This window comes from Pseudomonas guariconensis, assembly GCF_040822035.1.
Classification (GTDB): domain Bacteria; phylum Pseudomonadota; class Gammaproteobacteria; order Pseudomonadales; family Pseudomonadaceae; genus Aquipseudomonas; species Aquipseudomonas guariconensis.
Genome location: NZ_CP162012.1, coordinates 1,936,561 through 1,951,146, shown reverse-complemented (window position 1 = coordinate 1,951,146; position 14,586 = coordinate 1,936,561). Strand labels below are relative to the sequence as shown.

Below are 14,586 nucleotides of genomic sequence, written 5' to 3'. Positions count from 1 at the left end.
CAACATGGGTCTATGCTTGTGGCTACCCAGCAGCAAGGACCGCCCATGCCCCGTCCAAGCCATCTGATCGCCATCGCCCTCACGGCCGCCGCCTTCTATATATATGCATTGGCCAGCGACAATACCCTGCTCGCATTGCTGGCCAAGCCATTGCCAGTGCTGGCATTGATTGCCTGGCTATGCAGCGCTCCTGCGACGCCCTACACGCGCTGGATCAGTATCGGACTCGGTTTTTCGGTACTGGGCGATATCATTTTGGCCGTTCCACGCGATTGGTTCGTTTTCGGCCTTGCAGCCTTCTTCTGCGCACACCTGGCCTACCTGCATGCCTATTGCCGCATCACTCGGCGCCCCGCCCTGGCCACACTGGCGGTATGTGTACTGCTCACCTGCGCGCTGTTCGCACTGCTGGCCAGCCACGGCCTGGGGTCCTTGCTGATACCCGTGGCGCTTTATGCCTTGGCGATTGGTGCAATGCTCTGGCGCGCCCTCGCCTGCGGTGGGCTGGCTGCAATCGGAGCCGGCCTGTTCGTGTTCTCCGACAGCCTGATCGGCATCGACCGCTTCGTCATGCCATTCGCCGGCGCCCAATTCTTGATCATTCTCGCCTACTGGCTGGGCCAATGGGCAATCGCCGCGTCGGCTTATCGTGGCTCAATCGATAAACTGTTGATTCAGAGCGGTGCAAGACGCGAGCCCAGCTGCTAGAACGAGAGGCTTTCTTATTTGCAAGATACACGCTGGAAAAATGAACTTTGCAAGCGTCAGGCCAGGTTTAAAACAACACATCAGGCCAAATGATATTAATTATCATTACTGGCGCAAAGGTCGTTACATGATGCAAGAAACATAATTAACAAAAGCGCGTGCAATGCCCGAAACTCAAGGGTTTCAGCCATTTAGGAGATTTTTTTGTTCTTAATCCTACGAATAAATTTGCCACAGAAATTTTACTTGCACCGGGTTTACCCATAAAATCAGCCCGATTGATTCAGCTGCGACATTTGGTCACTGCAACCGCGACACGCGTCGCCGCTCTACTTATTTCAGACTGCAGAGCTGGGTCTCTGTATAAGGATTTCTAGCATGTCCGATTCGGTAGGACTCATCGCCCACAACTGGGGCTTTGCCATCTTCCTCCTGGGTGTCGTCGGCCTGTGTGCCTTCATGCTCGGCCTCTCCAGCCTGCTCGGTAGCAAGGCTTGGGGTCGCGCCAAGAACGAACCCTTCGAATCCGGCATGCTGCCCGTCGGCAGCGCCCGTCTGCGCCTGTCCGCCAAATTCTATCTGGTCGCGATGCTGTTCGTGATCTTCGATATCGAAGCCCTCTTCCTGTATGCATGGTCTGTGTCCGTCCGCGAAAGCGGCTGGACCGGATTCGTCGAAGCACTCGTTTTCATTGCAATTCTGTTGGCTGGTCTTGTCTACCTATGGCGCGTCGGGGCGCTCGATTGGGCTCCCGAAGGTCGCCGCAAGCGGCAAGCGAAGCTGAAACAATGAGGCTTTGGCATGCAATACAATCTCACCAGAATCGATCCGGATGCGCCCAACGAGCAGTACCCGGTCGGTGAACGGGAAACCGTCACCGATCAACTGCTAGAGGACCAGGTCCACAAGAACATCTTCATGGGCAAGCTCGAAGATGTGCTGCGTGGCGCGGTCAACTGGGGTCGCAAGAACTCCCTCTGGCCGTACAACTTCGGCCTGTCCTGCTGCTACGTGGAAATGACCACGGCCTTCACGGCACCCCATGACATCGCCCGCTTCGGCGCCGAAGTCATCCGGGCCTCGCCCCGTCAGGCCGACTTCATGGTCGTCGCCGGCACCTGCTTCATCAAGATGGCGCCGATCATTCAGCGCCTCTACGAGCAGATGCTCGAACCCAAGTGGGTGATCTCCATGGGCTCGTGCGCCAACTCCGGCGGCATGTACGACATTTACTCGGTCGTTCAGGGGGTCGACAAGTTCCTCCCCGTGGATGTCTACGTGCCTGGCTGCCCGCCTCGCCCCGAAGCCTTCCTGCAGGGCCTGATGCTGCTGCAGGAGTCGATCGGCCAGGAGCGACGCCCGCTTTCCTGGGTTGTGGGTGATCAAGGCATTTACCGTGCCGAGATGCCCGCCCAGAAAGACCTGCGTCGTGAACAGCGCATCCAGGTCACCAACCTGCGCAGCCCCGACGAAGTCTGATCCAGCGACATGCCGCCCGCTCCGGAAGGAGCCGGCGGCCTGGCTTCATTCTCTACGTTGACCCAAAGCGACCGAGACCATGACAGCGGACACCGCTATTTATATTCCGCCTTACAAGGCTGACGACCAAGATGTGGTCGTCGAACTGCACAACCGTTTTGGCGCAGACGCATTCGTCGCCCAGGAAACCCGCACCGGCATGCCGGTCCTGTGGGTAAACCGCGCCCAGCTCAAAGACGTCCTCTCCTTCCTGCGCAACGTTGCCAAGCCGTACAGCATGCTGTTCGACCTGCACGGCGTGGACGAGCGCCTGCGCACCCAGCGCCGCGGCCTGCCGGCTGCCGATTTCAGCGTGTTCTACCACCTGCTGTCGGTCGAACGTAACAGCGACGTGATGATCAAGGTGGCCTTGAGCGAAGGCGACCTGAACCTGCCGTCGGTCACCGGCATCTGGCCAAACGCCAACTGGTACGAGCGCGAAGTCTGGGACATGTTCGGCATCGACTTCGCCGGCCATCCGCACCTGTCGCGCATCCTCATGCCACCGACCTGGGAAGGCCACCCGCTGCGCAAGGACTTCCCGGCGCGCGCCACCGAATTCGATCCGTACAGCCTGAACCTGGCCAAGCAGCAGCTTGAAGAGGAATCGGCGCGCTTCAACCCCGAAGCCTGGGGCATGAAGCGTCACGGCGCCAACGAGGACTACATGTTCCTCAACCTGGGTCCCAACCACCCTTCGGCTCACGGTGCCTTCCGTATCGTCCTGCAACTGGACGGCGAAGAGATCGTCGACTGCGTTCCGGACATCGGCTACCACCACCGTGGTGCAGAGAAGATGGCCGAGCGCCAGTCCTGGCACAGTTTCATCCCCTACACCGACCGCATCGACTACCTCGGTGGGGTGATGAACAACCTGCCGTACGTCCTGGCTGTCGAGAAGCTGGCCGGCATCAAGGTGCCGCAGAAGGTCGACACCATTCGCGTCATGCTGGCCGAGTTCTTCAGGATCACCAGCCACCTGCTGTTCCTGGGTACCTACATCCAAGACGTGGGCGCCATGACCCCGGTGTTCTTCACCTTTACCGACCGCCAGCGGGCCTACACCGTGATCGAGGCGATCACTGGTTTCCGTCTGCACCCGGCCTGGTACCGCATCGGTGGCGTCGCCCACGACCTGCCACGCGGCTGGGACAAGCTGGTCAAGGACTTCGTCGAATGGCTGCCCAAGCGCCTGGACGAGTACGAAAAGGCTGCGCTCAAGAACAGCATCCTCAAGGGTCGTACCATCGGCGTCGCCGCGTACAACACCCAGGAAGCGCTATCGTGGGGTACCACCGGTGCCGGCCTGCGTGCCACCGGCTGCGACTTCGACCTGCGTAAAGCCCGCCCCTACTCCGGCTACGAGAACTTCGAGTTCGAAGTACCGCTGGCCCACAACGGCGATGCCTACGATCGCTGCATGGTCCGCGTCGAGGAGATGCGCCAGAGTATCCGCATCATCGACCAGTGCCTGCGCAACATGCCGGAAGGCCCGTACAAGGCGGATCACCCGCTGACCACGCCGCCGCCCAAAGAGCGCACCCTGCAGCACATCGAGACCCTGATCACCCACTTCCTGCAAGTCTCGTGGGGCCCGGTCATGCCGGCCAACGAGTCGTTCCAGATGATCGAGGCGACCAAGGGCATCAACAGTTACTACCTGACGAGCGATGGCGGCACCATGAGCTACCGCACCCGGATCCGTACCCCGAGCTACCCGCACCTGCAGCAGATCCCATCGGTGATCAAAGGCAGCATGGTCGCGGACCTCATCGCGTACCTGGGCAGTATCGACTTCGTTATGGCTGACGTGGACCGCTAAGCATGAACAACACGCTTATCCAAACCGACCGTTTCGTCCTGAGCGAAACCGAGCGCTCGGCCATCGAGCATGAGATGCACCACTACGAGGATCCGCGCGCGGCGTCCATCGAAGCCCTGAAGATCGTTCAGAAAGAACGTGGCTGGGTGCCGGACGGCGCCATCTACGCCATCGGCGAAGTCCTGGGCATCCCAGCCAGCGACGTCGAAGGCGTGGCCACCTTCTACAGCCAGATCTTCCGCCAGCCGGTCGGTCGCCACATCATTCGCGTCTGCGACAGCATGGTCTGCTACATCGGTGGCCACGAGTCGGTGGTCAGCCAGATCCAGAGCGAGCTGGGCATCGGCCTGGGCCAGACCACTGCCGATGGCCGCTTCACCCTGCTGCCGGTCTGCTGCCTGGGCAACTGCGACAAGGCCCCGGCACTGATGATCGACGATGACACCTTTGGCGACGTGCAACCTGCCGGCGTCGCCAAACTGCTGGAGGGTTACGTATGACCATCACTTCCTTCGGCCCGGCCAACCGCATCGCGCGCTCGGCTGAAACCCATCCGCTGACCTGGCGCCTGCGTGACGACGGCGAGCCGATCTGGCTCGAAGAGTACCAGGCCAAGAACGGCTACGCCGCCGCCCGCAAGGCGCTGGCGCAAATGTCTGCGGATGATATCGTCCAAAGCGTCAAGGACTCCGGCCTCAAGGGCCGTGGTGGCGCAGGCTTCCCCACTGGCGTGAAGTGGGGCCTGATGCCCAAGGACGAGTCCATGAACATCCGCTACCTGCTGTGCAACGCGGACGAAATGGAGCCCAACACCTGGAAAGACCGCATGCTGATGGAGCAACAGCCCCATCTGCTGGTCGAGGGCATGCTGATCAGTGCCCGCGCCTTGAAGGCCTACCGCGGCTACATCTTCCTGCGTGGCGAATACACCACCGCGGCCAAGAACCTCAACCGCGCCATCGAGGAAGCCAAGGCCGCAGGCCTTCTGGGCAAGAACATCCTCGGCAGCGGTTTCGACTTCGAACTGTTCGTGCACACCGGTGCCGGCCGCTACATCTGCGGTGAAGAAACCGCACTGATCAACTCCCTGGAAGGCCGCCGCGCCAACCCACGCTCCAAGCCGCCCTTCCCTGCCGCCGTCGGTGTGTGGGGCAAGCCGACCTGCGTGAACAACGTCGAGACCCTGTGCAACGTTCCGGCCATCGTCGCCAACGGCAACGACTGGTACAAGTCGCTGGCCCGCGAAGGCAGCGAAGACCACGGCACCAAGCTGATGGGCTTCTCCGGCAAGGTGAAGAACCCTGGCCTGTGGGAACTGCCGTTTGGCGTCACCGCCCGCGAGCTGTTCGAGGACTACGCCGGTGGCATGCGCGATGGCTACAAGCTCAAGTGCTGGCAGCCAGGCGGCGCCGGTACCGGTTTCCTGCTGCCCGAGCACCTCGACGCACAGATGTATGCCGGTGGCATCGCCAAGGTCGGCACCCGTATGGGTACGGGCCTGGCCATGGCGGTCGACGACAGCATCAATATGGTCTCGCTGCTGCGCAACATGGAAGAGTTCTTCGCCCGGGAATCGTGCGGCTGGTGCACCCCGTGCCGTGACGGTCTGCCATGGAGCGTGAAGATGTTGCGCGCCCTGGAGAAAGGCCAAGGCCGTGCCGAGGACATCGAGACGCTGCTGGGACTGGTCAACTTCCTCGGCCCAGGCCGGACCTTCTGTGCTCACGCACCGGGTGCCGTCGAGCCTCTGGGCAGTGCCATCAAGTATTTCCGGTCCGAGTTCGAGGCCGGTGTCGCCCCAGCCAGCGCTGGCGACGCCCTGCGCCCGAACCTGGCCAAGCCGATACCGACCGGGCCGGTCGTGGTCGGCGCATAACAAGATGAATCGCGGATGGTCCGTGCCATCCGCCAGCCTGCAGGCCGGCCCGAACGATTCGTGGCTGGCCGCAGGCTCACCGATTTCCATTAGCCACGCCTGCTCACGCGGGCCAACGAAGAACTTTGAACCATGGCCACTATCCACGTAGACGGCAAAGCGCTCGAAGTCAATGGTGCGGACAACCTGTTACAGGCCTGTCTGTCGCTCGGCCTCGACATCCCCTATTTCTGCTGGCACCCGGCGCTCGGTAGCGTCGGCGCCTGCCGGCAGTGCGCGGTCAAGCAGTACACCGACGAGAACGACACCCGCGGTCGTATCGTCATGTCCTGCATGACCCCTGCCTCCGACGGCACCTGGATCTCCATCGACGATGAAGAATCCAAGGCGTTCCGCGCCAGCGTCGTCGAATGGCTGATGACCAACCACCCGCACGACTGCCCAGTGTGCGAGGAAGGCGGTCACTGCCACCTGCAGGACATGACGGTAATGACCGGCCACAACGAGCGCCGCTACCGTTTCACCAAGCGTACCCACCAGAACCAGGACCTCGGCCCGTTCATCGCCCATGAGATGAACCGCTGCATCGCCTGCTACCGCTGCGTTCGCTACTACAAGGACTACGCAGGCGGTACCGACCTGGGTGTCTACGGCGCCCACGACAACGTGTACTTCGGTCGCGTCGAAGACGGCGTGCTGGAGAGCGAGTTCTCCGGCAACCTGACCGAGGTCTGCCCGACCGGCGTGTTCACCGACAAGACCCACTCCGAGCGCTACAACCGCAAGTGGGACATGCAGTTCGCCCCGAGCATCTGCCACGGCTGCTCCAGCGGCTGCAACATCAGCCCCGGTGAGCGCTATGGTGAACTGCGCCGTATCGAGAACCGCTTCAACGGCTCGGTCAACCAGTACTTCCTGTGCGACCGTGGCCGCTTCGGCTATGGCTACGTCAACCGCAGCGACCGTCCACGCCAACCGCACCTGGCCGACGGCACCAAGCTGGGCCTGGACGCTGCCCTGGACAAAGCCGCCGACCTGCTGCGCGGTCGCACCATCGTCGGTATCGGCTCGCCACGCGCCAGCCTGGAAAGCAACTATGGCCTGCGTGAGCTGGTCGGCGCCGACTATTTCTATTCGGGTATGGAAGCCGGCGAGTTGGCCCGCGTGCGCCTTGCTCTCGAGGTGCTCAACAATAGCCCGCTGCCCGTGCCGACCCTGCGCGACATCGAAGACCACGACGCTGTGTTCGTCCTCGGTGAAGACCTGACCCAGACCGCCGCCCGCGTCGCACTGGCCGTGCGCCAGGCCACCAAGGGCAAGGCCGAAGCCATGGCCGACGCCATGCGCGTACAACCGTGGCTGGACGCTGCGGTCAAGAACATCGGCCAGCACGCGCTGTATCCGCTGTTCATCGCCTCGCTAGCTGAAACCAAGCTCGACGACGTCGCCGAGGAGTGCGTGCACGCAGCGCCGGCGGACCTGGCTCGCCTGGGCTTCGCCGTGGCCCACGCCATCGATCCGAGCGCACCTGCCGTTGACGGCCTGGACGCCGAAGCCAAGGCTCTGGCCCAGCGCATCGCCGATGCCCTGGTCGCAGCCCAGCGTCCGCTGGTAGTCGCCGGCACTTCCCTGGCCGACCCCGCACTGATCGAAGCCGCCGCCAACATCGCCAAGGCCTTGAAGCTGCGTGAGAAGAACGGCTCGCTGAGCCTGGTGGTGCCAGAAGCCAACAGCCTCGGCATGGCCATGATGGGCGGTGAGTCCGTCGACGCCGCGCTGGATGCCGTCATCAGCGGCAAGGCCGACGCTATCGTAGTGCTGGAGAACGACCTGTACGCCCGCGTGCCGGCCGCCAAGGTTGACGCTGCCCTGGCCGCGGCCAAGGTGGTGATCGTCGCCGACCACTCCAAGACCCCGACCACCGACCGCGCCCATCTGGTGCTGCCGGCGGCCACCTTCGCCGAAGGCGACGGTACCCTGGTCAGCCAGGAAGGCCGTGCACAGCGCTTCTTCCAGGTGTTCGACCCGCAATACCTCGACAGCAGCATCCTGGTTCACGAAGGCTGGCGCTGGATGCACGCCCTGCGTGCGACCCTGCTGAACAAGCCGGTCGACTGGACCCAACTGGATCACGTCACCAGCGCCTGCGCCGAAGCCGCCCCGCAACTGGCCGGCATCGTCAACGCAGCGCCTTCGGCCGCGTTCCGCATCAAGGGCTTGAAACTGGCCCGTGAACCGCTGCGCTATTCCGGTCGTACTGCCATGCGCGCCAACATCAGCGTGCACGAACCGCGTACCCCGCAAGACAAGGACACCGCCTTCGCCTTCTCCATGGAAGGCTACTCGGGCTCGGCCGAACCGCGCCAGCAGGTGCCATTCGCCTGGTCGCCGGGCTGGAACTCCCCACAGGCCTGGAACAAGTTCCAGGACGAGGTCGGCGGCCACCTGCGCGCTGGCGATCCAGGCGTGCGCCTGATCGAGCCGCAAGGCGATCGCCTGCACTGGTTCACCACCATCCCGGCGGCCTTCAACCCGGCCCGCGGCACCTGGACTGCCGTGCCGTTCTACCACCTGTTCGGCAGCGAAGAGTCTTCTTCCCGCGCCGCCCCGGTGCAAGAACGCATCCCGGCCGCCTACGTGGCACTGGCCAAGTCCGAGGCCGACCGCCTGGGCGTCAACGAGGGTGCCCTGCTGAGCCTGAACGTGGCAGGCGTCTCCCTGCGCCTGCCGCTGCGTGTCAATGAAGAGCTGGGCGCTGGCCTGGTCGCGCTGCCGAAAGGCCTGGCCGGCATTCCGCCTGCCATCTTCGGAGCATCCGTCGAAGGTCTGCAGGAGGCAGCACAATGAGCTGGTTCACCCCCGAAGTGATCGATGTGATCCTCACCGTCGTCCGGGCCATCGTGGTCCTGCTGGCGGTGGTGGTCTGCGGCGCGCTGCTCAGCTTCGTCGAGCGTCGCCTGCTGGGTTGGTGGCAGGACCGCTACGGTCCGAACCGTGTCGGCCCGTTCGGCATGTTCCAGATCGCTGCCGACATGCTGAAGATGTTCTTCAAGGAAGACTGGAACCCGCCTTTCGTCGATCGCATGATCTTCACCCTGGCGCCAGTCGTGGCCATGAGCGCCCTGCTGATCGCCTTCGTGGTCATCCCGATCACCCCGGTCTGGGGCGTGGCTGACCTGAACATCGGTCTGCTGTTCTTCTTCGCCATGGCCGGTCTGTCGGTGTATGCGGTGCTGTTCGCCGGCTGGTCGTCGAACAACAAGTACGCCCTGCTCGGCAGCCTGCGTGCTTCGGCCCAGACCGTGTCGTACGAAGTGTTCCTGGGCCTGGCACTGATGGGCGTGGTGGTTCAGGTCGGTTCGTTCAACATGCGCGACATCGTCGACTACCAGGCACAGAACCTGTGGTTCATCATTCCGCAGTTCTTCGGCTTCTGCACCTTCTTCATCGCTGGCGTCGCCGTGACTCACCGTCACCCGTTCGACCAGCCAGAAGCGGAACAGGAACTGGCTGACGGCTACCACATTGAATATGCCGGCATGAAGTGGGGCATGTTCTTCGTCGGTGAGTACATCGGCATCATCCTGATCTCGGCGCTGCTGGTGACCCTGTTCTTCGGCGGCTGGCACGGCCCATTCGGCCTGCTGCCACAGGTTCCGTTCCTGTGGTTCGCCCTGAAGACCGCGTTCTTCATCATGCTGTTCATCCTGCTGCGCGCGTCGATTCCGCGCCCACGCTATGACCAGGTGATGGACTTCAGCTGGAAGTTCTGCCTGCCGCTGACCTTGATCAATTTGCTGGTGACCGCTGCGATCGTGCTCTACAACACGCCAGCCGTCGCGGCCCAGTGAGGATTTGACCCATGTTCAAATATATCGGCGACATCGTTAAAGGCACCGGCACCCAGCTGCGCAGCCTGGTGATGGTGTTCTCCCACGGGTTCCGCAAGCGCGATACCCTGCAATACCCCGAAGAGCCCGTGTACCTGCCGCCGCGCTACCGCGGCCGCATCGTCCTGACCCGCGACCCCGACGGCGAGGAGCGCTGCGTGGCGTGCAACCTCTGCGCGGTGGCCTGCCCGGTTGGCTGCATCTCGCTGCAGAAGGCCGAGACCGAGGACGGCCGCTGGTATCCGGAGTTCTTCCGCATCAACTTCTCGCGCTGCATCTTCTGCGGCCTGTGCGAGGAAGCGTGCCCGACCACCGCGATCCAGCTGACTCCGGATTTCGAAATGGCCGAGTTCAAGCGTCAGGACCTGGTGTACGAGAAGGAAGACCTCCTGATCTCCGGCCCCGGCAAGAACCCTGACTACAACTTCTACCGTGTTGCGGGTATGGCGATCGCTGGCAAGCCTAAGGGCGCTGCACAGAACGAAGCCGAGCCGATCAACGTGAAGAGCTTGCTCCCATAAGGACAGAAAGATGGAATTCGCTTTCTACTTCGCATCCGGGATCGCCGTGGTTTCCACCCTTCGGGTGGTGACCGGCACCAACCCCGTGCACGCCCTGCTCTACCTGATCATTTCCCTGATCTCCGTGGCGATGATCTTCTTCTCCCTGGGTGCGCCGTTTGCCGGCGCCCTGGAAGTAATCGCCTATGCTGGCGCCATCATGGTGCTGTTCGTCTTCGTGGTGATGATGCTCAACCTCGGGCCGGCTTCGGTCGCCCAGGAGCGTGGCTGGCTCAAGCCGGGTATCTGGGCAGGGCCCGTGTTCCTGGCCGCCCTGCTGCTGCTTGAGCTGCTGTACGTGCTGTTCGCCGAGCCAAGCGGCGCGGCCATCAGCGGTACTACCGTGGACGCCAAGGCCGTGGGCATCAGCCTGTTCGGTCCTTACCTGCTGGTGGTCGAACTGGCTTCGATGCTGCTGCTGGCCGCGGCCGTCACCGCCTTCCACCTGGGCCGCAACGAGGCGAAGGAGTAAATCATGGGTGCTATCCCTCTCGAGCATGGGCTGGCGGTCGCCGGCATCCTGTTCTGCTTAGGTCTGGTTGGCCTGATGGTCCGCCGCAACATCCTCTTCGTGCTCATGAGCCTGGAAGTCATGATGAACGCCGCTGCCCTGGCGTTCATCGTCGCCGGCGCCCGTTGGGTTCAACCCGACGGTCAGGTGATGTTCATTCTGGTGATCAGCCTGGCAGCCGCCGAGGCCAGCATTGGCCTGGCGATCCTGCTGCAGCTGTATCGCCGCTTCCACACTCTCGACATCGATGCTGCCAGTGAGATGCGCGGATGAACCTTATCTTCCTGACTTTCGTCTTCCCCCTGATCGGCTTCCTGCTGCTGTCGTTCTCGCGCGGGCGGTTCTCGGAGAACCTGTCCGCGCTGATCGGCGTCGGTTCCGTCGGCCTGTCGGCCGCCGTGGCCGCCTATGTGATCTGGCAGTTCAATGTCGCGCCGCCTGAAGGCGGTGCGTACAGCCAGCTGCTGTGGCAGTGGATGTCGGTGGACGGCTTTGCGCCGAACTTCACCCTGTACGTGGATGGTCTGTCGATCACCATGCTCGGCGTGGTCACCGGCGTGGGCTTCCTGATCCACCTGTTCGCGTCCTGGTACATGCGTGGCGAAGCCGGTTACTCGCGCTTCTTCTCGTACACCAACCTGTTCATCGCCAGCATGTTGTTCCTGGTGCTGGGCGACAACCTGCTGTTCATTTACTTCGGCTGGGAAGGTGTGGGCCTGTGCTCCTACCTGTTGATCGGTTTCTACTACAGTAATCGCAACAACGGTAACGCTGCACTGAAGGCCTTCATCGTCACCCGTATCGGCGACGTGTTCATGGCCATCGGCCTGTTCATCCTGTTCGCCCAGCTGGGTACTCTGAACGTCCAGGAACTGCTGGTGCTGGCACCGCAGAAGTTCCAGGCAGGCGATACCTGGATGGTGCTGGCGACCCTGATGCTGCTCGGCGGCGCCGTCGGTAAATCGGCCCAACTGCCACTGCAGACCTGGCTCGCCGATGCGATGGCCGGTCCGACTCCGGTCTCCGCGCTGATCCACGCCGCAACCATGGTGACCGCGGGCGTCTACCTGATCGCCCGTACCCACGGCCTGTTCCTTCTGGCGCCGGACATCCTGCACCTGGTGGGTATCGTCGGTGGCGTGACCCTGGTCCTGGCCGGCTTCGCCGCGCTGGTCCAGACCGACATCAAGCGTATCCTCGCCTACTCGACCATGAGCCAGATCGGCTACATGTTCCTGGCCTTGGGCGTCGGTGCCTGGGAAGGCGCGATCTTCCACCTGATGACCCACGCCTTCTTCAAGGCCCTGCTGTTCCTTGCCTCCGGTGCGGTCATCGTTGCCTGCCACCATGAGCAGAACATCTTCAAGATGGGTGGCCTGTGGAAGAAGCTGCCGCTGGCCTACGCCAGCTTCGTGGTCGGTGGTGCCGCCCTGGCCGCCCTGCCGATCCTGACCGCGGGCTTCTACTCCAAGGACGAGATCCTCTGGGAAGCCTTCGCCAGCGGCCATACCGGCCTGTTGTACGCTGGCCTGGTCGGTGCGTTCATGACCTCGCTGTACACCTTCCGCCTGATCTTCATCGCCTTCCACGGCGAAGCGAAGACCGAAGCCCACGCCGGCCACGGTATCTCCCACTGGCTGCCACTGGGTGTGCTGATCGTGCTGTCGACCTTCGTCGGCGCCTGGATCCACCCGCCTCTGGCGGGTGTACTGCCACAGAGCGTCGGTCATGCAGGTGGCGAAGCCCAGCACTCGCTTGAAATCGTCTCTGGCGCCATCGCCATCGCCGGTATCCTGCTGGCTGCGGTGCTGTTCCTGGGCAAACGCACCCTGGTCAGCGCGATCGCCAACAGCGGCATCGGTCGCGTCCTGTCGGCCTGGTGGTTCGCCGCCTGGGGCTTCGACTGGATCTACGACAAGCTGTTCGTCAAACCTTATCTGCTGATCAGCCACATCCTGCGCAAGGATCCGGTTGACCGCAGCATCGGCCTGATTCCTCGGATGGCTCGCGGCGGTCACGTCGCCATGAGCAAGACCGAAACCGGCCAGCTGCGCTGGTACACCGCCTCGATCGCCGTGGGTGCCGTTCTGGTACTCGGCGCCGTGGTAGTGGCCGCGGTATGACTATGAACCTTGCGACTTTGCGAAAGGAAACGAACCCGTCATGATTCTGCCTTGGCTGATCCTGATCCCCTTCATCGGCGGCCTCCTGTGCTGGCTGGGTGAGCGCTTCGGCGCCACCCTGCCCCGCTGGATCGCGCTGCTGACCATGTCCCTGCTGCTTGGCATCGGCCTGTGGCTGTGGGCAAACGGCGACTACACCCTGGCCCCTGCCCCGGGCGCGGAACCGGCCTGGACCCTCGAATACAAAGTCGAGTGGATCAAGCGCTTCGGCATCAGCATTCACCTGGCCCTCGATGGCCTGTCGCTGCTGATGATCCTGCTCACCGGCCTGCTGGGTGTGCTTTCGGTCCTGTGCTCCTGGAAAGAGATCCAGCGCCACGTCGGCTTCTTCCACCTCAACCTGATGTGGATCCTGGGCGGTGTGGTCGGTGTGTTCCTGGCCCTGGACCTGTTCCTGTTCTTCTTCTTCTGGGAAATGATGCTGGTGCCGATGTACTTCCTCATCGCGCTCTGGGGTCACAGCTCCGCCGACGGCAAGAAGACCCGGATCTACGCTGCCACCAAGTTCTTCATCTTCACCCAGGCCAGCGGCCTGATCATGCTGGTGGCGATCCTTGGCCTGGTACTGGTGAACTACAACAGCACCGGCGTCATCACCTTCAACTACAGCGACCTGCTCAAGGCCGAACTGCCAGCCGGTACCGAGTACCTGCTGATGCTGGGCTTCTTCATCGCCTTCGCCGTGAAGCTGCCGGTGGTGCCGTTCCACTCCTGGCTGCCTGACGCTCACGCCCAGGCACCGACCGCAGGCTCCGTGGACCTGGCCGGTATCTTGCTGAAGACTGCGGCCTACGGCCTGCTGCGCTTCGCCCTGCCGCTGTTCCCGAACGCTTCGGCCGAGTTCGCGCCAATCGCCATGACCCTGGGCCTGATCGGTATCTTCTACGGGGCCTTCCTGGCCTTCGCGCAAACCGACATCAAGCGCCTGGTGGCCTTCTCCAGCGTCTCGCACATGGGCTTCGTGCTGATCGGCATCTATTCCGGCAGCCAGCAAGCACTGCAGGGCGCGGTGATCCAGATGCTGGCCCACGGTCTGTCGGCCGCGGCGCTGTTCATCCTGGCCGGCCAGCTGTACGAGCGCATGCATACCCGTGACATGCGCGAAATGGGCGGCCTGTGGCACCGCATCGCCTATCTTCCTGCCATCAGCCTGTTCTTCGCCGCCGCCTCCCTGGGCCTGCCAGGTACCGGCAACTTCGTCGGTGAGTTCCTGATCCTGATCGGCAGCTTCGTCCATGTACCCTGGATCACCGTGATCGCCACCACTGGCCTGGTCTTTGGCTCGGTCTACTCGCTGATCATGATCCACCGCGCCTACTTCGGTCCGGCCAAGTCCGACACCGTACTGGCCGGCATGGACGGTCGCGAACTGATCATGGTCCTGGGCCTGGCCGGCCTGCTGATCCTGCTCGGCGTGTACCCGCAGCCGTTCCTGGACACCTCTGCCGCCACCATGAGCGGTGTGCAGCAGTGGATCGGTTCCGCTTTCACTCAACTCGCTTCGGCCCGGTAAGAGCG

13 protein-coding genes are annotated in these 14,586 nt (G+C 62.9%); all 13 read left to right on the top strand.

Translation table 11 applies throughout. The features are described 5' to 3' along the window. Positions 1-45: 45 nt before the first annotated feature. Positions 46-708 carry a lysoplasmalogenase gene (locus AB1N67_RS08840; protein WP_177343685.1) on the top strand — a complete coding sequence of 221 codons (663 nt, stop codon included), beginning with the start codon at positions 46-48 and terminating at the stop codon, positions 706-708. 378 nt (positions 709-1,086) lie between these two features. Beyond that, positions 1,087-1,500: an NADH-quinone oxidoreductase subunit A gene (locus AB1N67_RS08835; RefSeq protein WP_043209159.1), complete on the top strand. Its 414-nt coding sequence runs from the start codon at positions 1,087-1,089 to the stop codon at positions 1,498-1,500. Between the two features lie 9 nt (positions 1,501-1,509). Further along, a complete protein-coding gene (locus tag AB1N67_RS08830; RefSeq protein WP_043209157.1) occupies positions 1,510-2,187 on the top strand; it encodes an NADH-quinone oxidoreductase subunit B family protein in 678 nt (225 codons plus the stop codon). Between the two features lie 79 nt (positions 2,188-2,266). Beyond that, a complete protein-coding gene (gene nuoC / locus AB1N67_RS08825) occupies positions 2,267-4,048 on the top strand; it encodes an NADH-quinone oxidoreductase subunit C/D (protein ID WP_043209154.1) in 1,782 nt (593 codons plus the stop codon). Between the two features lie 2 nt (positions 4,049-4,050). Then, positions 4,051-4,548, top strand: coding sequence for an NADH-quinone oxidoreductase subunit NuoE (nuoE, locus tag AB1N67_RS08820; RefSeq protein WP_043209152.1), 498 nt, complete (start codon positions 4,051-4,053; stop codon positions 4,546-4,548). Continuing rightward, positions 4,545-5,924: an NADH-quinone oxidoreductase subunit NuoF gene (gene nuoF / locus AB1N67_RS08815; protein WP_043209150.1), complete on the top strand. Its 1,380-nt coding sequence runs from the start codon at positions 4,545-4,547 to the stop codon at positions 5,922-5,924. The genes nuoE and nuoF overlap by 4 nt, the downstream gene beginning before the upstream one ends. A gap of 132 nt (positions 5,925-6,056) precedes the next feature. Further along, positions 6,057-8,771: an NADH-quinone oxidoreductase subunit NuoG gene (nuoG, locus tag AB1N67_RS08810; RefSeq protein ID WP_043209148.1), complete on the top strand. Its 2,715-nt coding sequence runs from the start codon at positions 6,057-6,059 to the stop codon at positions 8,769-8,771. Beyond that, positions 8,768-9,775 (top strand): NADH-quinone oxidoreductase subunit NuoH, encoded by a 1,008-nt coding sequence (gene nuoH, locus AB1N67_RS08805; protein WP_043209145.1) that lies wholly within the window; start codon positions 8,768-8,770, stop codon positions 9,773-9,775. The genes nuoG and nuoH overlap by 4 nt, the downstream gene beginning before the upstream one ends. Before the next feature lie 11 nt (positions 9,776-9,786). After that, positions 9,787-10,335 (top strand): NADH-quinone oxidoreductase subunit NuoI, encoded by a 549-nt coding sequence (gene nuoI / locus AB1N67_RS08800; RefSeq protein ID WP_043209143.1) that lies wholly within the window; start codon positions 9,787-9,789, stop codon positions 10,333-10,335. 10 nt (positions 10,336-10,345) lie between these two features. Continuing rightward, positions 10,346-10,846 carry an NADH-quinone oxidoreductase subunit J gene (gene nuoJ, locus AB1N67_RS08795; protein WP_043209139.1) on the top strand — a complete coding sequence of 167 codons (501 nt, stop codon included), beginning with the start codon at positions 10,346-10,348 and terminating at the stop codon, positions 10,844-10,846. A gap of 3 nt (positions 10,847-10,849) precedes the next feature. Then, positions 10,850-11,158 carry an NADH-quinone oxidoreductase subunit NuoK gene (gene nuoK, locus AB1N67_RS08790; protein ID WP_023631349.1) on the top strand — a complete coding sequence of 103 codons (309 nt, stop codon included), beginning with the start codon at positions 10,850-10,852 and terminating at the stop codon, positions 11,156-11,158. Further along, positions 11,155-13,008, top strand: coding sequence for an NADH-quinone oxidoreductase subunit L (gene nuoL / locus AB1N67_RS08785; protein ID WP_070091880.1), 1,854 nt, complete (start codon positions 11,155-11,157; stop codon positions 13,006-13,008). The genes nuoK and nuoL overlap by 4 nt, the downstream gene beginning before the upstream one ends. Positions 13,009-13,048: 40 nt before the next feature. Then, positions 13,049-14,581 (top strand): NADH-quinone oxidoreductase subunit M, encoded by a 1,533-nt coding sequence (gene nuoM / locus AB1N67_RS08780; protein WP_102081960.1) that lies wholly within the window; start codon positions 13,049-13,051, stop codon positions 14,579-14,581. The last annotated feature ends 5 nt before the right edge of the window (positions 14,582-14,586 follow it).